Source organism: Undibacterium sp. JH2W, assembly GCF_049340425.1.
In the GTDB taxonomy this organism is placed as follows: Bacteria; Pseudomonadota; Gammaproteobacteria; order Burkholderiales; family Burkholderiaceae_D; genus Undibacterium.
The window spans coordinates 35,099-49,231 of sequence record NZ_JBMPOT010000019.1 but is presented as its reverse complement, the minus strand read 5'-3'; the positions used below and the strand labels follow the sequence as shown (position 1 = coordinate 49,231).

Genomic DNA, 14,133 nt, shown 5'->3' with positions numbered 1-14,133 from the left:
TATGTTTATTATTTTCAACTTGACTTCATCATGTTCAAAATACGAGAGATTGATCACTTGGTACTGAGGGTAAAAGACCTCGACAGCATACTGCAATTTTATTGCGATGTGCTGACTTGCGCAGTAGAGCGCAGGCAAGACGAGATAGGTTTGGTACAACTACGCGCTGGTCGCTCCTTGATTGATCTTATCTCTGTGACCGGCAAGCTGGGCAGCATGGGTGGTGCAGCGCCTGGCAAGGAAGGCCGCAATCTTGACCATCTTTGCCTGCGGATAGATCCCTTTGATGCCAATGACATATACACCCATCTGCAAGCGCACGGTGTACCTGCCGGGGCAGTTGAACAACGCTATGGGGCCGAGGGAGACGGGCCATCCATCTATCTCAGCGACCCGGAAGGCAATGTGGTGGAACTCAAGGGGCCACCCTATGTTTTCATGGGTGAGCCTTTTTTGCAGAGCAAACCAAGTACTGTGTAGCTAATCGCCAGCATGGTGCCTTAGCCCCCTGGCTTTTAGTGCATCGAGCAAGAATTCGACGCAGTGGTCTTCGCTCATTGCCGCGTGCTTTATGGGCAATGACCAGGACATCGCAGGTATGGAAATTATCGATCAGGCTGTGGTGGCGCAAGCCTTGCGCCCAGCCTGCCACGACAGTAAAAAAAAGGAAATCACTGTCGGCTTTATCCAGCGCTGGCAAACTGATAGGAGCTAATTCATCAATTGCCGTCCAGTCACCAGCGCTAACAGCGCTTTCCATCAGTTTTTCATTAGCATCAAAGAAATAGCGTACCTGACTGGCTATTTTTCTTGCCCACCAATCCCCACTTGCGGCAAGCTTTGTATTACCTTGCCATTGTCATCCAGGAAGTTCAGCATGGGCTTGCCTTCTGGCGTGACTATCATCATGATGCGCGCCTTGCCCTTGGCGTCAGCCATGATAATGGCAGATGACTTGCCACGGGTTTTGCCGACAAACAGGCGATTGGTTTGCTGGCCACCAACGTCTTTCCATTTCTCCAGCAAGGCATCTTTCTCAGGCCCTGCAGGTGCTTTTTCATAGGCTTCATACAGGCCATCGTAATCTTTTTGCAGACCACGATCATAGATTTTCAAACCTGACTCCATGCTACCATTGCTCTCATAATGGCCTAATGAGAGTTGCTGGTCGCCGCCAAATCTATCCATGGAAAAATGCATGCCCGAAACAGGCTTACCTTTGTCATCGAGCTTACCATCAAAGATGAAGCCACCATTTTCATCACCGGTCGCATTATAGAAAATCATGCCTGGTCTTTGTGGTCCGCCACGCTCAAGTTGTTTGCCATTGGTCACCGGTTGAGGCAGACGCAAGTGATTGGCGATCACCATTTCATTCTTGCCTTCGGGAGTGACTATATTGATGCGCTCCACATCAATTTCAGAAAATTTTCCACGGTTTTCTGTATTCGCAGCAGCTGTCAGCAGCATCACTGTCATGCCAGCCGCACCAAGCGTTACAGCTTGCTTGAGCAAGCGGTTCTGGCGGCTTAATTGTGTGATGAGTTCTTGTTGATCCATAGGGTCTCCGTTTATTTGACATCTTAGAAATTTGCCTGCATGCAGATCATGCTGCAGTGCTGATGCATGCTAATCATTTACTCCGCCCTGATCCAGATAGCTGCGATTAACGGTAAGATGCGGGGTTCGAATAGCAAATACACATGATCGGCGGGGGCGATGAATAGTGCAAAATAAAACCATAGGCCTGATCGGTGGTATAGGCTGGGCTTCCAGTGCCGAGTATTACCGCCTCATCAATGAGTTGACAACTGAGCGCATGGGTCTGTCCCATAGCGCACGCATCATCCTGTCCAGCCTGGATCAATATGATTTCACTACTCGCGCAGCCGAGGAAGACCCGCAAGCCATTGCTGAATTTTTAGTTGATCAAGTGCATAAATTAAAAAACGCAGGTGCCGATTTCTTTTTGTTTTGTGCAAATGGTGCACACCGTTTTGTGCCTGCCATCTTGCCATACCTGCCCTTGCCTTTGATTAGTATCGTCGATGTCACGGTCAATCAGGTGCAGGCAACTGGAATTAAAAAAGTTGGCTTGCTTGGTGTCCGGCAAACCATGGCTGGCCGCTTTTATCATGACAAACTAAGCGCGGCCGGCATCACGACATTGACGCCGGATGCGCCTACGCAAAATCAAATTCATGAAATCATCTATAGCGAGCTGATCCATAATCGCTTGACAGAAAGCAGCCGTATGTTCTTTATCGATTGCATACGGGCACTGGCAGATCAGGGGGCGCAAGGCGTTATTCTGGGTTGCACCAAAATCCCCTTGCTCATTCACCAGAAAGACGTCTCCATGCCGGTATTCAATACCACGGCCTTGCACTGCCAGGCAGCAGTCGACTTTGCCTTTGCCTAGCTTTGAACGACGCAATACCATTAGGTAGATGATACTTTGGTCTGTATTCACAATGACATAGAATGAGCCTAGACTGTTTTAGCGTGATGTTGTTGAAAAAATGCCAGGGGGAAAAAATGAGTGAACAAGTAAAAACCATGTTGGGTAATTTGAAATTTTTCCCTGCCATGTATCGAGGCAGTTATGTCAATGAAGCTGCCGCACTGGCGGACGCGAACTTGCCACCTGGCAGCATCCCAGATCCCGAAGTCATCAACATGGTTCGTGGCGCAAAAATGCTGACCTACCAGGCACCTGCCGGCAGCACGGATGACGATGGAAAATTACTGTTGATACTCTCGCCAGCTCAAGGCAAGGCCTGCGACTTGTGGTTTGCTTCCATCGAACTGGCCAGCGAAACCATAGAGCAAGCCATGGATGATGTAGAGGAATTTGAAGCCATAGGTGGTGGAGGTTTCCAGATATTTGAACTTTGATTTTTCCTTGTGTCAGAGAAGGTACAATAGCTCAATCATCCCCCACCCGGCTCACGCAATATGTCTTATCACTTACTCCGTATCCCATTGGAGCATTTGCAAGCGCTGGCCAATGCCACCTTGCCCGCCACACCGTCTTACACCCAGGCCAGTGATGCTTTTCCTCCAACCTTTGTGGCTATGCGTGCGCTGGAACAAATGGCAGCCGGTGCTTCAGCCTATTGGTGCAGCACGTTTTATATCGTCGCTACAGAGCAGAAACACATTGTCGGCGGTTGCGGTTTCAAGCATGCGCCGCGTAATGGCGTAGTGGAAATTGGCTATGGAATTTCACCCGAATGCAGAAGACATGGGGCCGCTGGCGCGGCCGTGCAAGCTATGTTGCAACTGGCGTTCGATGGCGGAGCGACACAAGTATTGGCCGAGGTTAATCCAGCTAATCTGGCCTCGACCCGGGTTGTGCAAAAATTGGGATTTATCGATACGGGCAGCTATGTGGATGAAACCGAGGAAGTACTGGTGCGCTGGCGTATAGACAAAACTGATTAATCTAAGTTTGCTCCCCCTGCCTCGTCAAACAAGCGCAGTGCCAACAAACCATGAGCAACCGCCGCGCCCGCGCGCAGCGCAGCAGTGATGAAAACAACTTCTGCCAGCTCTTCACGTGTCGCCCCTGTACTTAAGGCATTCTTGCTATGGGTATCTATACAATAGGCACACTGGGTAGTCAGGGCTACTGCCATGGAAATCAGCTCACGGTATTTTTCTGGGATGGCACCATCCGGTCTTTCTGCCGCCTTCTTTAAAGCCAGAAAAGCTTGTGCTTCTGTAGAAGCAAGACTAATGAGGTCTTTTGCCTTCCCCATATCTTCAGGGCGTTGATAGCCTGTTTTATTCCTGGACATATTTTTCCTTTCATTGTGATGTAGGCATCTGGCAAGCAGATACTAGTGCAGTTACGCACATAGACAAGAGTCTGTCAGACAGTAAAAGGGTGCACTTGACAGCAATTATTTTTGTAAAGAACTCTTTACATTTATTTTGACATCTTATATTGTTCCCACTGTGCCATGAGCAAGTCCATGTCGCCAGTAGCATCACTACGCAGCATTTTGCTATCTACACTGAAGGAACACCTCATGAGTAAGTCATTGCTTTACCTGAGTAAAATTTTTACAGGCTTAAGTCTGTTCGCCGCATTCTTACTGATCCCTGTAGTGGCCAGCCAGATGTCGTTTGGATTTGGTGAACGCAGTTTGCTGGCTGTATTGCCAGTTCTGGGCATGTCCCTGATTTATCCTGTCGTCAGGTATTTCCATCAAAGAGCAGATGAATTGCAGCAGCAAATCCATCTGCGAGCCTGTTTATTTGCCGTCTGTAGTGGCACCAGCACCCTGGCCATGTTGGGTATATTGCAAGAGCTAGACTTTATCGCCGGCCTGTCTTTCCTGCATGCACCTGTCATCTTGCTGGCTTGCTGGGGCCTGGGCCTGATGCTGGCTGACAGAGGTCATCATTAATGGACGCAAAGATCAAAAAGCCACGGGTCATGGTGACAGGCGCGGCAGGCTATCTGGGTTCATGGTGTACGGCACTCTTGCTGGAGCAGGGTTGCCAGGTAAATGCCACTGTGCGCAGCTTGCAGGATCATGCCAAACTCGCCCATTTACTGGAGCTGCAAAATAAATTTCCCGGTCAATTGCATTTGTTTGCCGCCGATCTGCTGAAAGAAGCAAGTTTTGATGCGGCAGCAAAAGATGCACATGTCATCATGCATACAGCATCCCCGTATACGCTGGCCAAAGTCGCTGACGCAAAGGCACAGATACTTGATCCAGCCGTGCTGGGCACACGCAATGTGCTAGGCAGTGCCACGCGCTCAACTACCGTACAAAAAGTCGTGTTAACCAGCAGCATCGTCGCCATGTTCGGCAGCCTCAGGGAAGTACATGCCCTGCCTGCCCACACCTTGACGGAGCAATGCTGGAATATCAGCAGCAATTTGCAGGATGATCCCTACCCTTTTTCCAAAGCCAGTGCCGAACGCGCAGCCTGGGACATCTACGCACAACAATCACGCTGGCAAATGGTGACCCTGGCCCCTGGTGCTATCTTTGGTCCTTCGCTATCACATCGTAGCGATGGCGAAAGTGTGAAAATGATACTTCAGTTTCTACAAGGCTCATTTGCCGCTGGTGTGCCAGCACTACACCTGGGTGTCGTCGATGTGCGCGATGTTGCCCTGGCCCATGTTCGTGCCGCCTTGCAGTCAAATGTCAGCGGCCGCTATTTGCTGGTGAGCCGCACTTGCCGCTTACTGGAGATAGCAAGAGCCATTGTTGCGAAGCACCCCGAATTTAGTCTGCACCTGCCAAAGAAAGAAGTGCCAAAATGGCTGATCTGGTTGATGGGCCCGCTGGTCGGCTTGAGCCGTTCCTATATCAGGGATAATGTAGGCTACCCTGTCAGCTTTGATTGCCAGCGCGCGCAGACTGAACTGGGCATAGACTTTCGCCATCCTGAGCAAACACTTGCTGATCAGGTGGCGCAACTCAGGCGCGACGGACTGGTCTGGCACGAATAGCAAACCTGACAGGGCAGCATGCAAAGTGAGCGCGAGAAGATAAATGAAAAACCGTATAACAGAACTACGCAAGACGCAAAAAATCACCCAGGACGAACTGGCAAAAGCACTCAAGGTCAGTCGCCAAACCGTGTTTTGCATAGAGAATGACAAATACGAACCCAGCTTGCCATTGGCGTTTAAAATCGCCCATCACTTTGGCTTGCGGATAGAAGAGGTGTTTGAGTATCAGCCTGAAGAAAATGCTTAAATACAGCCTGGAGATGAGCAGTTTGCCTTAGCTATCTGGTCAAACTGATTTTTTGACGGCACCGCGCGCTAAACGCACCATTACAAGCTTGGCAGCCTTATCTGGTCGCCTTGTCTATCGCCCGGTTCGTTGCTTTCATGTGCAAGTCATTTTCAGCTGCAGCAGAGGCAGTGGCGCCTTTGCCCAGTGCCTGCTCCATGATTTTTCTCTTCACTTCTTCATCCGTCTGCGGCGCTGCCGCTGCCGTCCCATTTGTCACCTTGTTGCCATCGTCATTGACTACAGCTGCCTTGACCGGGTCCACGCCTTTGGAATCAGCGAGTTTGATTTTTTTGGTACTGGGATTATTGTCCAGGCATAAAGTATCTGAGTACACGGTCTTGCCGTCGATGGTACAACGGCGTATACCTTCACTGGTGGTAGCAGCTTCGCGCATACCCGGCCCCTGGTTGCTACCTGCTGGCAAGCCAGCGGCATTTTTCAAATCATTGCCGATGACATTGGCCGATTTGCCCCAGCGCGCCCACAGGTCTGGCATGGGTAAATGGCCATAGCGCACATAGTATAAAAAAGTCATGCCCAGTGCGGCCACCAGCATGGAGACGAAAGACACCATCACCAGGCTGAGTCCACGTTGTTTGGTATATTTCATGGTAATTCAGAGTTGCCCATGCGCTGCAAGATGACTTCACTACGTCTTTGCAAATAGCCTGAGCCTTGGTTCTTATCAAAATAACGTGGTTTAGGTAACATCACGGCCAGCCTGGCTGATTGCAAAGGTCCAAGATTGGCAGCACTGGTATGGTAATAATGCTGTGCGGCAGCTTCTGCTCCAAACACGCCCACACCCCATTCTACGACATTCAGGTAAATTTCCAAGATGCGTTGTTTATCCATGCACATTTCCAGCATATAGGTGATGATGAGTTCTTCACCCTTGCGAAAATAGCTACGATCTGCCGAGAGAAACAAGTTTTTAGCCAGTTGCTGCGTAATCGTAGAACCACCAGAAACCACTTTGCCTTTTTTCTGGTTTTTCTCATAAGCGGCTTGCATGGCTTCCCAGTCTACCCCCTCATGATCGACGAAACTATCATCTTCCGAGGCAATGACGGCGCGTTTCAGATTATTCGAAATGCGCTTATAAGGTACCCATTTATGCTGAAGTTTGAAGTCAGGTTTTTTTTCTTGCAAGACATCAAGTTGGTGGCGCATGAAACTGGTGGAAGCTGGGTTGTGATCCACCCACCACCATATCTGCACCAGGAAATATGCCTGCAGCAAGAGGAACAAAAGCAGGGGCACCAGCACCAGCCAGATCAGGAGACGGCCAAATAATTTCATCCGTGGCTCGCTTGCAGGGCAGCGCGCATTTCTGTCAGCACTTGCGCAGATGGCGGGTGCACACCACGCCACAGGGCAAAGGCTTCTGCCGCCTGTTCTACCAGCATGCCAAGGCCATCACGGCATAGCGCACCATGGCTGGCAGCCAGGCGCAAGAAAGCCGTAGGTGTAGCCGCATACATCATGTCGTAAGCCAGCGTGGTTTTACAAAATACTGCATCAGCCAAAGGCGGCACCTCCTCACTGATGCTGGCCGAAGTGGCATTGATGATGACATCAAAAGGTTGCTGCAGGTCCGCAAAGCGACAGACTTGCAGATCACAACTGGTACTCAATCTTTTTGCCTGTTCCAGCAAATCCTGGGCTTTGGCGAGCGTGCGGTTGGCGATAGTCAGCGTCGCTGGCTGTTCCTGCAGCAGCGGCAACAAGGCACCGCGGGCTGCACCACCAGCTCCCAACAACAGCAGGCGCTTGCCATGCAGGCTGACACCGGCATTACGCACGATATCTGCCACCAGGCCTATGCCATCGGTGTTGTCGCCATAGATGCAACCCGACTCAAATTTGAGGGTATTGACGGCACCGGCAATCCTGGCGCGTTCACTCAATTCTGTGGCGAGCGCAAAGGCTTCCAGCTTGAATGGCAGGGTCACATTGGCCCCTTTGCCACCGGCCCCGATAAAGTCTTGGACAGTCTTGGCAAAACCATCCAGCGGTGCCAGCAAGCCTTGATAATCAAGTTGCTGCTCTGCCAGTTCGGCAAAGCGGGCATGAATGGCGGGCGACTTGCTATGCGCGATAGGGTTGCCTATGACGACATACTGGTCAGGCTTCAATTTGTTCCCTCGCGCAACTCGGTCTGCAATTGGAGATCGCGGTTGAAATTAAATTTTGTAATGACAGCCCACACATCCGTTTTATCTTCGGAACGCATATTTTTTGGGAATACACCAAATGGTGCCGAACGACGAACAATATTCAAGGCAGCAGCATCCAGCGCCTTATTGCCTGAAGATTTCTCTATCCTGGGTCCCCCCTCTGCTTCGTAGATAGCACCATCCTGAAAGACGGGGATATACACGAGTAATTCACCATACATTTTTTTACCATCTTTACTAGGAAAATTCAGCGTTCCCATGTCCTCGATGCGTTTTTGCATTTGCTTGTAATACTGCGCATATCCGGCTTTTTGGGTAGTCGGTGTGATGAAGGTTTTTCGAGGGCGCTTGTTTTGATCCTCAATTTGCTGGGCAATCTCCGCCGCAGTGCGGGACAGCGGTTTGCTTGTATCTGCCTGGTCAGTGCCGTTCGCAGGCTTGGGTCTGTCATCTTTCAGGCGCTTGTCTTGCTCTTCAACGCGCAGTTTCTCTTGCCGCTTTGCCTGATCCAATAATTGTTTTTGCTGCTCTTCAAGCTCGGTAATACGACGCGTTTCAGCACGTACTGCATCACCATCCTGGCTCAGTTTCATGTCCGGCAAAGGTGACTTGCTGCGACCACTGTCGTGTGCTCCACCACCATCAAGATCTGCCTGTGCCAGCGCCTCGGCCTTCATCGGGCGTTTTTCATGCTTGGCATTGACAAGGATGACTTCCAGGTCCGGTTCACGCAACTTATTGTCTGCCGTCTTGGGCGCAACAAAATGGATCAGCAAAGCCGTTGCGTGCAAGACTAACGAAGCAGTAATGGCTACGCCAAAAATCAATTTTTCATAGCTAAGCTTGCCTGCGCTGAGTTGTGCAGACTGGGTTTTAACAGTGATCTGCGCAGGCTTGCCCGTGTTTTCACTCACGACGGGAGCTTTGCTGTCAGTCGCGGCAACCGCAACGCCGGCATCATCCCCTGCCTTGGCGAGCTGGATTTGCTCGTCGGGCAGTTTTTCTTGTTTGACCTGTTTTCCAGGTTTGATTTTTTTATTCTGGCTTTTCATTACTAGGCTTGTGACTGTTCTTCATCTGGATTGGCCGCAGTGTGATCTGCTGCCGGTGCATCTGCAGCCGTAGCTGCTGCCTCGTTCGTTTCTACTGCAGCACCCTCTTCTGCACTGAAATCTTCTGCAACTTCGGTACTGGTTTCATCGTCCAGTTCTTCTTCATCGAGTTCGGTGACGGTAGACAACAACTCCAGCAGGCGCGCTTCGACCTCAAGATCAACTTCATCCCAGCGCAAAATATCCAGACGCACCTGGGCACCGCGGGCAGTTTGTGGCATGCCCGGCAAACGGATGATGAGCGGAATATCGACCAGGCGCAAGACTTCGTCTTTCAAAACAACAGCTTCGACCTGACGTTGCTCTTGCTGCCCCAGCCAGCGCAGGCACCAGTAGCGTTCCATATTGTTCTGGAAATCAGCGTATGCAGCATAAGCCGCATCAAAGCCCGAGACAATGGCGAACAGGTCAGCATCCTTGGGCTTGAAGGTAGCCACCAGCGGTGCTGTGATGCCGTGTTGCACGCAGGCGATGATTTGCCATTGATTGACCAGGTCGGTATAGCGGCGCAGCGGTGATGTGCTCCAGGCATATTGATCGACACCCAGACCCTGATGCGGTGCTGCATGGGTCAGCATGCGTACCTGCATACGCGCGGTCCAGCCACCAGGACCACGGCCACCGGCCACGCCCTGGGCGCGGTAAATGCCGGGGATGCCATGGTCAGCCATGAGTTTGCCCCAGGTGCTGTTGGCAAAAATCATCAGCTCGGCCACGATCTTGTCCAGCGGTGCACCACGCTTGCGGCGCACGATGGACACCACATCATCTTCTACATAGAAATTGAAATCGACGCGGTTATTTTGCTCAGGCTTCATGCCAAAGCCCTCACGCTTGAGCATGCGGCCCTGTTCCAGCACTTGCGCCCATTTCCACAATTGCGCAATGTCGGCCTTGTGTGGATATTCACCGGCATCATTGGCGAGATTGTCTTCCGTCACCAGCGCATCGAGGTCATTGTGACGCAAGTTACTGACCATGGGCACGGCTTCTACCTTGGTCTCAGTGCTGATGACAGACCAGTCTGCTGTATTCAAAGTCGCATACAGTGATACCGCCGGGCGGGTCTGGCCTGCACCCAGGGTATAGGTATTGACCAGCTCATCCGGCAGCATGGTGATCTTGTCGCCTGGCATATACACGGTGGACATGCGGCCACGGGCGATATGGTCTATCGCGTCACCGCGCTGTATGCCCAGCGCTGGTGCAGCTATATGTATGCCGACGCGCAACTGGCCATTGCCGAGATCGACGACAGAAAAGGCATCATCAATTTCAGTGGTGGTAACGTCATCGATGGAGAAAGCCTGCACATCCGCCACCGGCAAATCAGTAGGCAGGGTCGGTACAGTAATCGCCGGAAAACCCACACCTTTGGGAAAATGCTCGTAATGAAATTTAGCCAGATGCAAATGCTTGGGACTGGCAATGCCACCGACCGCCAGCATCAGGCGTTGCGGCGACATTTGCATGGCATCACAGGCTTCTGCCAGGGCCTTGTATTCTATGCTGTTCTTGTCGGGCTTGAACAAGAGTTGCAGGGCCAGTGATTTCATCGTATCTGGCAGGTGGTTTTGCTTGAGCTCTTCTACATAGCCAGCCTGCACCAGGGCTTGCTGTTTTTTCTTTTCGATACCAGCAAGTGCGGCTTTTAAGGATGCTTCGGGCGCAGCCTTGTAGCGGCCACGGCCTTTTTTGTAGAAGTAGACTGGCGCATTATGCAAGGCATAGATCAGGCCTGCTGCTTCCACGGGTTGTGGTGCATGGCCAAAATATTCTGTACCGAGTTCGGCAAAGCCAAATTCTTCCTGGCCAGCGACTTCCCACAAAAATTCCAGGTCTATCTCAGCCGCAGCGGCTTTCGCCTGTTCTATCAAGCTGGCAGGATCGGGAGAGGCAAATTGCAGCAGCACATCCTTGGCCTTGACCTTGGTACGTTTGCCACTGGCCATCTCAACCTGATAAGCCTCACCAGCATGCGTCATGATGCTGCCTGCCTTGAAATCACCGGACTCTTCGAAAAATAAATTCATTCAATACTTCTTTATGTTTTAAGACCAAAAAGCTCAACACAGAGGCACGGAGACACAGAGCTGACACTGAGAAAATCTTTGTCATTTACTCGTTCTGTTTTTTTTCTGCGTCTCTTGGTTGAGATGTTTGTTGTTCTATATTTACTTTGCTTTTATCAACAAAGCGGAAAATTGTTCAAATTAAATACATTGCAGCTTGCGTTTTGGCTGTATCAGTTTGCCACGAACGCCGCTGGTGTCGCCAGCCCGGTGGATTCCTGCCTTCGCAGGAATGACGACATTAAGAGTACAGCTTCATTTATACGATGCTGCCCTGCTTCTCTCTAAGTCTTTTCTGCATTTCTCTTTGCCCCTCTGTGTCTCCGTGTCTCTGTGTTGAAAGGTCTTAAGGTCTTAAGGTCTTAAATCCTTAAAGCTTTTCAATAATCCGCAAACCCTCAACCCCAGGCAAAAACACTTCCGTCACCTGCAAACACCCGCCCTTGCGCCAGAACAAAGACCGGCGTGCCAGCATGCTGTGCACATCTGTCAGTTCCGGCTGTCTCGCCACGATGCGGCGTATCAGCGGGTGGCTTTGGCGTAGTCTGGCGTAAAACAACTGACTACGGCGCACTAGCGGGTCTTTGAACAAGGTGCTGCCCAAAGACTTTTCACCTAGCGCATGAAACAGCGGCCATTCATTCGCGGTAGCACTCAGCGGCACTATCGTATGACCATACACCATGGCCACACCATCGCAACGCAAAAACACTTCGCGCTCATGGACTTTCATGGCGCGCGGCAAACCTATGGCAGCATATTCATCCTGCAAACACACTGCCTTTTGCTGCGATAAACGCTGCACGCGAAACTGCTGGCATCTTGCCACCAGCCTGGCTGTCAGCGAATCGCGATTGGTCAGCCAGTCTTCCATCTGCGCACTGGTATCAACTGCATTCACATGGGCGTGCCATTGTGCTGCCAGTGGGCGCTGCATCTGCTTACTTATCTGCAAATCCACAGGCAGCATCTTTGCGTCCAAATCAAGTCCTGTCATCCGCAAAGTCCATCACCTGATCCAGGTAATCAGCAAATTCTGCTATGCCATGATCACTGCCTTCAATCACAACTTGCTTGGCGCGCGGATAATGGGCCACCATTTCGCGCCAGTCCAGTACTTCATCGCCAGTCGCGGCAATCAAAAAATAACGTTCAGGCTGGCTAATTTGTTCCACAGCGAGTGCGCGCAACTCAGCCATGTATTCTGCCTTGAATTCAAAGACTCTATCGCTATGGTAATAAGTCGTTACACCTACATAGCTTTCGAGGTCACGCGGTGGCTTGACGGCCGGGTTCAGCAAGATGGCTTTGCAGCCATATTTTTCTGCCAGCCAGGTTGCATAATAACCACCCAGCGACGAGCCTATGATGCAGACGTCTTCTGCCTTGTGCCCGGCCAGCAAAGCCTCGGCCTGTTGTATCGCCAGCGTTGGCGAGGGTGGCAGGTCGGGGCAGGCTATGTCATCGCTACGACCCAGCTTTGCCATATGCGCGAGCATGCAGCGGGCCTTGTAGGAGTCTGGCGATGAGCGAAAGCCGTGCAGGTAGAGGATCATGCTGCAATCGCCTGTTTGTCTGCTTGCTGGGCACGGTCTTGCAAGGCATCCAGCAATTTTTGATGAACGCCACCAAAGCCGCCATTGCTCATGACAAGCACATGGTCCCCAGCTTGTGCCTTGCTGACGATGTCCTGTACCAGCTCATCTATTTTTTGATGGCAGGCGACTTTATCTCCCAGCGGTGCCAAGGCTTCTGCCAGATCCCAGCCTAAAGCTGATTTGCCGTCTGCCTCGCCAAAACCAAAGACCAGGTCGGCATGCTCCAGACTACCGGGCAGGGCTTGCTTCATGGTGCCCAGTTTCATGGTATTCGAGCGCGGTTCCAGCACGGCCAGTATGCGTGCATTGCCAACCTTGCGACGCAAACCTTCAACCGTAGTGGCAACAGCAGTGGGATGATGGGCAAAATCGTCAATGATGGTAACGCCATCTGCGACACCACGTATTTCCATGCGGCGCTTGACGCTGACAAACTGGGCCAGGGCTTCTATTGCGATTTCTGGCGTGACACCGACATGGCGGGCTGCAGCTATCGCGGCAAGGGCATTCTGGCGATTATGTTCGCCATTCAAATTCCATTGCACCTTGCCTTGCAACTGATCATTGAAGTAGACCTCAAAGTCTTCGCCCTCTTGCATAACCAGACGCCAGGCCTGGTCCTTGCCAAAGAACTCTTTTTCACTCCAGCAGCCTCGTTTAAGCACACGTTCCAGTGATTCATTGTTGCCATTCACGATCAAACGGCCTACGCCAGGCACGGTACGCACCAGGTGATGGAACTGGGTTTCGATTGCAGCCACATCCGGGAAGATGTCGGCATGATCATATTCAAGATTGTTCAATACGGCTGTCTTGGCATGGTAGTGCACGAACTTGCTGCGCTTGTCGAAGAAAGCAGTATCGTACTCATCTGCCTCGATGACAAAAAAGTCAGATGAATGGCTACCCCACAAACGGGCAGAGATGCCAAAATTCAGCGGTACGCCACCGATCAAAAAGCCAGGTGCATAACCGGCATATTCCAAGATCCAGGCCAGCATGGCCGAAGTGGTGGTCTTGCCATGGGTGCCAGCAACAGCGAGTACCCACTTGTCACGCAGGATATGCTCACCCATCCATTGCGGGCCAGACACATAGGGCAAGCCACGGTTGAGGATTTCTTCCATCAAGGGGTTGCCACGTGTGACTACATTGCCGATGACATACAAATCCGGTTCCAGCGCTATCTGCTCAGCCCCAAAACCCTGGTTCAGGCTGATGCCCTGGGCTTCGAGCTGGGTGCTCATGGGCGGATAGACATTGGCATCACAACCCGTCACGGTATGACCTGCTTCTTTTGCCAACACAGCCAGGCCACCCATGAAAGTGCCGCAGATACCTAAAATATGAATATGCATAATTGAACCAAATTCCAGAATCCCGCAATTCTACCTGAG

17 protein-coding genes are annotated in these 14,133 nt (G+C 51.4%); 7 read left to right on the top strand and 10 right to left on the bottom strand.

Features of this window, described 5'->3' with window-relative positions:
* Positions 1-30 precede the first annotated feature (30 nt).
* Positions 31-480 carry a VOC family protein gene (locus ACO0LC_RS23935; protein ID WP_423007862.1) on the top strand — a complete coding sequence of 150 codons (450 nt, stop codon included), beginning with the start codon at positions 31-33 and terminating at the stop codon, positions 478-480.
* Positions 481-801: 321 nt separating this feature from the next.
* Here the strand turns inward: ACO0LC_RS23935 and ACO0LC_RS23930 are convergent, their stop codons facing one another.
* A complete protein-coding gene (locus tag ACO0LC_RS23930; RefSeq protein ID WP_423007860.1) occupies positions 802-1,560 on the bottom strand; it encodes a hypothetical protein in 759 nt (252 codons plus the stop codon).
* 166 nt (positions 1,561-1,726) lie between these two features.
* On the opposite strand from ACO0LC_RS23930, the gene ACO0LC_RS23925 reads away from it, so the two are divergent.
* From ACO0LC_RS23925 to ACO0LC_RS23915, 3 genes are all read left to right on the top strand, one after another.
* Positions 1,727-2,422 carry an aspartate/glutamate racemase family protein gene (locus tag ACO0LC_RS23925; RefSeq protein WP_423007858.1) on the top strand — a complete coding sequence of 232 codons (696 nt, stop codon included), beginning with the start codon at positions 1,727-1,729 and terminating at the stop codon, positions 2,420-2,422.
* Positions 2,423-2,538: 116 nt separating this feature from the next.
* A complete protein-coding gene (locus tag ACO0LC_RS23920) occupies positions 2,539-2,898 on the top strand; it encodes a hypothetical protein (protein ID WP_423007856.1) in 360 nt (119 codons plus the stop codon).
* Positions 2,899-2,958: 60 nt separating this feature from the next.
* On the top strand, positions 2,959-3,447 hold the full coding sequence (locus ACO0LC_RS23915; RefSeq protein ID WP_423007854.1) for a GNAT family N-acetyltransferase: 489 nt from the start codon (positions 2,959-2,961) through the stop codon (positions 3,445-3,447).
* On the opposite strand, the gene ACO0LC_RS23910 is transcribed toward ACO0LC_RS23915, so the two are convergent.
* A complete protein-coding gene (locus tag ACO0LC_RS23910; protein WP_423007852.1) occupies positions 3,444-3,803 on the bottom strand; it encodes a carboxymuconolactone decarboxylase family protein in 360 nt (119 codons plus the stop codon). The genes ACO0LC_RS23915 and ACO0LC_RS23910 overlap by 4 nt on opposite strands.
* Positions 3,804-4,037: 234 nt before the next feature.
* Here ACO0LC_RS23910 and ACO0LC_RS23905 point away from each other — a divergent pair, with 234 nt between their 5' ends.
* The 3 genes from ACO0LC_RS23905 to ACO0LC_RS23895 are packed head-to-tail and all read left to right on the top strand — an operon-like array spanning position 4,038 to position 5,732.
* Positions 4,038-4,418, top strand: a complete 381-nt coding sequence (locus tag ACO0LC_RS23905; protein WP_423007850.1) for a hypothetical protein — start codon at positions 4,038-4,040, stop codon at positions 4,416-4,418.
* A complete protein-coding gene (locus tag ACO0LC_RS23900) occupies positions 4,418-5,482 on the top strand; it encodes an NAD-dependent epimerase/dehydratase family protein (protein ID WP_423007848.1) in 1,065 nt (354 codons plus the stop codon). Before ACO0LC_RS23905 ends, ACO0LC_RS23900 begins: the two co-directional genes overlap by 1 nt.
* Before the next feature lie 43 nt (positions 5,483-5,525).
* The gene (locus ACO0LC_RS23895; RefSeq protein ID WP_423007846.1) at positions 5,526-5,732 is read left to right on the top strand and encodes a helix-turn-helix transcriptional regulator; all 207 of its coding nucleotides are present in this window, start codon (positions 5,526-5,528) and stop codon (positions 5,730-5,732) included.
* A 97-nt stretch (positions 5,733-5,829) separates the two neighbouring features.
* Here ACO0LC_RS23895 and ACO0LC_RS23890 read toward each other — a convergent pair whose 3' ends face one another.
* The 8 genes from ACO0LC_RS23890 to mpl all read right to left on the bottom strand — a co-directional run bounded on the left by ACO0LC_RS23890 (position 5,830) and on the right by mpl (position 14,094).
* On the bottom strand, positions 5,830-6,384 hold the full coding sequence (locus ACO0LC_RS23890; RefSeq protein WP_423007844.1) for a hypothetical protein: 555 nt from the start codon (positions 6,382-6,384) through the stop codon (positions 5,830-5,832).
* On the bottom strand, positions 6,381-7,076 hold the full coding sequence (gene mtgA / locus ACO0LC_RS23885) for a monofunctional biosynthetic peptidoglycan transglycosylase (protein WP_423007842.1): 696 nt from the start codon (positions 7,074-7,076) through the stop codon (positions 6,381-6,383). The genes ACO0LC_RS23890 and mtgA overlap by 4 nt, the downstream gene beginning before the upstream one ends.
* Positions 7,073-7,912 (bottom strand): shikimate dehydrogenase, encoded by an 840-nt coding sequence (gene aroE / locus ACO0LC_RS23880; RefSeq protein WP_423007840.1) that lies wholly within the window; start codon positions 7,910-7,912, stop codon positions 7,073-7,075. The genes mtgA and aroE overlap by 4 nt, the downstream gene beginning before the upstream one ends.
* The gene (locus tag ACO0LC_RS23875) at positions 7,909-9,006 is read right to left on the bottom strand and encodes a TonB C-terminal domain-containing protein (RefSeq protein ID WP_423007838.1); all 1,098 of its coding nucleotides are present in this window, start codon (positions 9,004-9,006) and stop codon (positions 7,909-7,911) included. The genes aroE and ACO0LC_RS23875 overlap by 4 nt, the downstream gene beginning before the upstream one ends.
* Positions 9,007-9,008: 2 nt before the next feature.
* On the bottom strand, positions 9,009-11,099 hold the full coding sequence (locus tag ACO0LC_RS23870) for a ribonuclease catalytic domain-containing protein (RefSeq protein ID WP_423007836.1): 2,091 nt from the start codon (positions 11,097-11,099) through the stop codon (positions 9,009-9,011).
* 409 nt (positions 11,100-11,508) lie between these two features.
* Complete coding sequence (locus ACO0LC_RS23865) at positions 11,509-12,120, bottom strand: chorismate--pyruvate lyase family protein (protein WP_423007834.1); 612 nt, start codon at positions 12,118-12,120, stop codon at positions 11,509-11,511.
* Between the two features lies 1 nt (position 12,121).
* A complete protein-coding gene (locus tag ACO0LC_RS23860; protein WP_423007832.1) occupies positions 12,122-12,694 on the bottom strand; it encodes a YqiA/YcfP family alpha/beta fold hydrolase in 573 nt (190 codons plus the stop codon).
* Positions 12,691-14,094: a UDP-N-acetylmuramate:L-alanyl-gamma-D-glutamyl-meso-diaminopimelate ligase gene (mpl, locus tag ACO0LC_RS23855; protein ID WP_423007830.1), complete on the bottom strand. Its 1,404-nt coding sequence runs from the start codon at positions 14,092-14,094 to the stop codon at positions 12,691-12,693. The genes ACO0LC_RS23860 and mpl overlap by 4 nt, the downstream gene beginning before the upstream one ends.
* Between the last annotated feature and the right edge of the window lie 39 nt (positions 14,095-14,133).

Bases quoted from the DNA above. Each gene is read 5' to 3' on its own strand.
- ACO0LC_RS23935 (WP_423007862.1), top strand. From the start codon at position 31: ATGTTCAAAATACGAGAGATTGATCACTTGGTACTGAGGGTAAAAGAC.
- ACO0LC_RS23930 (WP_423007860.1), bottom strand. From the start codon at position 1,560: ATGGATCAACAAGAACTCATCACACAATTAAGCCGCCAGAACCGCTTG.
- ACO0LC_RS23920 (WP_423007856.1), top strand. From the start codon at position 2,539: ATGAGTGAACAAGTAAAAACCATGTTGGGTAATTTGAAATTTTTCCCT.
- ACO0LC_RS23915 (WP_423007854.1), top strand. From the start codon at position 2,959: ATGTCTTATCACTTACTCCGTATCCCATTGGAGCATTTGCAAGCGCTG.
- ACO0LC_RS23910 (WP_423007852.1), bottom strand. From the start codon at position 3,803: ATGTCCAGGAATAAAACAGGCTATCAACGCCCTGAAGATATGGGGAAG.
- ACO0LC_RS23905 (WP_423007850.1), top strand. From the start codon at position 4,038: ATGAGTAAGTCATTGCTTTACCTGAGTAAAATTTTTACAGGCTTAAGT.
- ACO0LC_RS23900 (WP_423007848.1), top strand. From the start codon at position 4,418: ATGGACGCAAAGATCAAAAAGCCACGGGTCATGGTGACAGGCGCGGCA.
- ACO0LC_RS23895 (WP_423007846.1), top strand. From the start codon at position 5,526: ATGAAAAACCGTATAACAGAACTACGCAAGACGCAAAAAATCACCCAG.
- ACO0LC_RS23890 (WP_423007844.1), bottom strand. From the start codon at position 6,384: ATGAAATATACCAAACAACGTGGACTCAGCCTGGTGATGGTGTCTTTC.
- mtgA (WP_423007842.1), bottom strand. From the start codon at position 7,076: ATGAAATTATTTGGCCGTCTCCTGATCTGGCTGGTGCTGGTGCCCCTG.
- ACO0LC_RS23875 (WP_423007838.1), bottom strand. From the start codon at position 9,006: ATGAAAAGCCAGAATAAAAAAATCAAACCTGGAAAACAGGTCAAACAA.
- ACO0LC_RS23870 (WP_423007836.1), bottom strand. From the start codon at position 11,099: ATGAATTTATTTTTCGAAGAGTCCGGTGATTTCAAGGCAGGCAGCATC.
- ACO0LC_RS23860 (WP_423007832.1), bottom strand. From the start codon at position 12,694: ATGATCCTCTACCTGCACGGCTTTCGCTCATCGCCAGACTCCTACAAG.
- mpl (WP_423007830.1), bottom strand. From the start codon at position 14,094: ATGCATATTCATATTTTAGGTATCTGCGGCACTTTCATGGGTGGCCTG.